Here is a 2866-nt window from a genome sequence, read left to right as displayed (position 1 = left end):
ACCAGATCGCCAGCCAGGCCGGCATTACCCTGGCCATCGACCCGGCACTGGTCAGCGGTCGTACCTCGGCCCCGGTGAGCGGGCAGTACGATGGCCTTGGTGCGCTGCAGGCTGCCCTGCGCGGCACCGGCCTGCAGCTGCAGCAAAGCAGCGTGGGCAGCTACAGCCTGGTGGCTACGCCGGAAGGGACACTGGCGTTGCCGGAGACTGCGATCAATGCGACTTCAAACTATGAAAGCGCCTGGGGACCGGTAGAGGGTTACACCGCCACCCGGACAGCAGCTGGCACCAAGACCGACACCGCCATCGCCGAACTCCCCCGCTCGGTAAGCGTGATCACCCGCCAGCAGATGGAAGACCGGCCGGTGCTCAGTCTGAACGATGCCCTTCGCTACACCGCTGGCGTGCAGAGCAGCGGCTATGGCTCCGACTCGCGCAGCGACTGGTTGCTGGTACGTGGTTTTGTGCCTACCCAGTTCCTCGATGGCCTGCCATTGCCCAAGGGCAACTACGCCACCCCCAAGATCGAGCCCTGGAACCTGGAGCGCATCGCAGTGCTGCGCGGCCCGGCTTCTTCGGTGTACGGCCAGACTCCACCAGGCGGCCTGCTGGACATGACCAGCCGTCGGCCGCAACTGGAAAGCAGCCACGAAGTCGAAGCCCAGGTTGGCAGCAACAACCACAAGCAGATCAACTTCGACAGCACCGGCAAGCTCGACGATGCAGGCCAGTTTCTGTACCGAGTGAGCGGTACCGTGCGAGACAGCGGTTCGCCAGTCGACCACATCCCGGACAAGCGCTACAACATAGCGCCCAGCCTGACCTGGAACATCAACGACGACACCAAGCTGACTTTCATCAGCCAGTACACCCGCGATGATACCGGCATCACCGGCCAGTTCCTGCCACTGCAAGGCACCAAGCTGGATAGCCCCGCAGGCAAGATTTCGCACCACAAGAACCTCGGCGACCCGGATTGGGAATCCTACGACCGCACCTACTACCACCTGGGCTATGCGTTCGAGACCCGCCTGAACGATACCTGGCAGTTCCGTCAGAACCTTCGCTATGCGCGTAACGAACTGGACTTCAAGGGCATTACCGCCGGTGGTTCTATCTGGCCAGCCGGCCCGGACGAAGCTGTCAGCGCCGATGGCACCGTGCAGCGCACCGCCGGTATCGTGGAAGAGGACATCTCCCAGTTCGCCCTGGACAACAACTTCCAGGCCGACTTCCAGACCGGCCAGGTTGCCCACACCCTGCTGCTGGGCCTCGACCACCAGCGCTCAGACAGCAACGCCCGCTGGCGCTGGGGCTCGGCTGGTGTGCCACCGAGCAATATCCACAACCCGATCTATGGTCAGGACTTCTCGAACGTTCAGTACTTCGACATGTACGACTACGACCAGAAAACCCAGCAGACCGGCCTGTATATCCAGGATCAGATGGCCCTCAACAACTGGCGCCTGACCCTTGGTGGCCGTGAGGACTGGGTGCACACCGGCACCACCTTCCACAACCAGGGCGACGCCACCAACACCCAACGCGACAAGAAATTCAGTGGCAACGCAGCGCTCAGCTATGTGTTCGACAACGGCCTGACGCCTTACATCTCCTATGCCGAGTCGTTCCAGGCTGCTACCGGTTCCACCGTGAACAGCACCGATGCCTTCAAACCTACCGAAGGGAAACAGTACGAACTGGGCATCAAGTACCAGCCTCCAGGCAGCAACAGCTTGTTCACCGCGGCTGTGTTTGACCTGACGCAGGAGAACATGTCGGTGACCGAGGGTGGCGTGACCCGCCAGGTTGGCGAAGTGCGTGTCAAAGGCCTGGAGCTGGAGGCTACCTCGGATGTAACCGATAACCTCAAACTGGTGGGCTCGTACACCTACAACGACAGCGAAATCATCAAAGGCACCAGTGACGAGAAAGGCAAACGCATGGCGCAGGTGCCGCGCAACCAGGCCACTGCCTGGGCTGACTATACCTGGCACAGCGGGCCACTGGATGGGTTTGGGGTCGGCGTTGGCGTGCGCTACGTGGGCGACACCTACGGTAATACCACTAACACCGATTGGGGCCATGTGGGGTCCTACACCGTCTACGACGCTTCGGTGCACTACGACCTGGGCCGACTGAACAGCACCCTCAAGGGAGTGACCGTAGCCGTGGATGCGAAGAACCTGTTCAACAAGGACTACTTGTCTACCTGTGACGGCTACTACTGCTACTACGGCGACGAGCGCAACGTGGTGGCCAGTGTCAATTACAAGTTCTGAGTGAACGGGGGCCGCTTTGCGGCCCTTTCGCGACACAAGGCCGCTCCTACAGAAATACGCGCTCCCCTGTAGGGGCGGCCTTGTGTCGCGAAAGGGCTGCGCAGCAGCCCCTGCTTCCAACAGGCAAAAATCGGTACCGTGATGAAAAGCCCAACCATTCGCCGCTGGTCCACAATCCACACCTGGAGCAGCCTGGTCTGCACCCTGTTCCTGCTGTTGCTGGCACTCACCGGCCTGCCGCTGATCTTCCACCACGAACTCGAACACCTGCTCGGCGACGCGCCCAAACTGCGGGAAATGCCGGCATGCACCCCACATCTGGACCTGCAGCAGCTGGTGATCAAGGCCGAGCAGCACCGCCCCGGCGAGGTCATGCAGTACTTTGGCTACGACGAGGACGAAGCCAACGGTGTGGTGGCCATCACCGCCGCCACCGCCGGCACCGAACCCAATTCGTCGCACACTTTCATGCTCGACGCCCGCACCGGCGAAGCCGTGGCCATGCCGGCCGCCAACGGCGGCTTCATGATGACCATGCTGCGCCTGCACGTGGACATGTTCGCCGGCCTGCCCGGCAAGCTGCT

2 protein-coding genes are annotated in these 2866 nt (G+C 61.9%); both read left to right on the top strand.

What is annotated here, in order from left to right; translation table 11 throughout:
- Window positions 1–2282: TonB-dependent siderophore receptor (locus JV551A3_RS03380; protein WP_133978330.1), on the top strand; the 2282-nt coding region annotated here is incomplete at its 5' end.
- A gap of 141 nt (window positions 2283–2423) precedes the next feature.
- Window positions 2424–2866: PepSY domain-containing protein (locus JV551A3_RS03375; protein ID WP_205125929.1), on the top strand; the 443-nt coding region annotated here is incomplete at its 3' end.

Origin of the sequence: Pseudomonas inefficax, from assembly GCF_900277125.1 — a bacterium.
GTDB classification, from domain to species: domain Bacteria; phylum Pseudomonadota; class Gammaproteobacteria; order Pseudomonadales; family Pseudomonadaceae; genus Aquipseudomonas; species Aquipseudomonas inefficax.
The sequence above is the reverse complement of the archived record's forward strand: the minus strand, read 5'-3'. Positions and strand labels throughout refer to the sequence as shown.